1 protein-coding gene is annotated in these 232 nt (G+C 50.9%); it reads left to right on the forward strand.

The features are described 5' to 3' along the window. Nucleotides 1-232, forward strand: a 232-nt coding sequence (locus tag ACL9RM_RS26790; protein ID WP_414126729.1) for a condensation domain-containing protein, incomplete at both ends; no start/stop codon positions are given.

A 232-nucleotide genomic window follows, 5' to 3' on the forward strand; every position in this document is an offset into this window, starting at 1 on the left:
ATGCGGGTGTCTATTTTGCGTACAGGTGAGGAGTCGTACCGTTTTGTGTGGAGCTTCCACCATATTTTGATGGACGGCTGGTGCTTGTTCCTAATTGTAGGAGAGGCATTTAATACGTACTTTGCCATCCTCGAAGACCGCAAGCCGGAGCTTGTCCCGGTAACGCCATACAGCGAATATATTGAATGGCTGGAGCGGCAGGACAAAGCAGAGGCTGAACGGTTCTGGAGTG

This window comes from Paenibacillus sp. S29 (genome assembly GCF_049319765.1).
Lineage (GTDB): Bacteria > Bacillota > Bacilli > Paenibacillales > Paenibacillaceae > Paenibacillus > Paenibacillus polymyxa_B.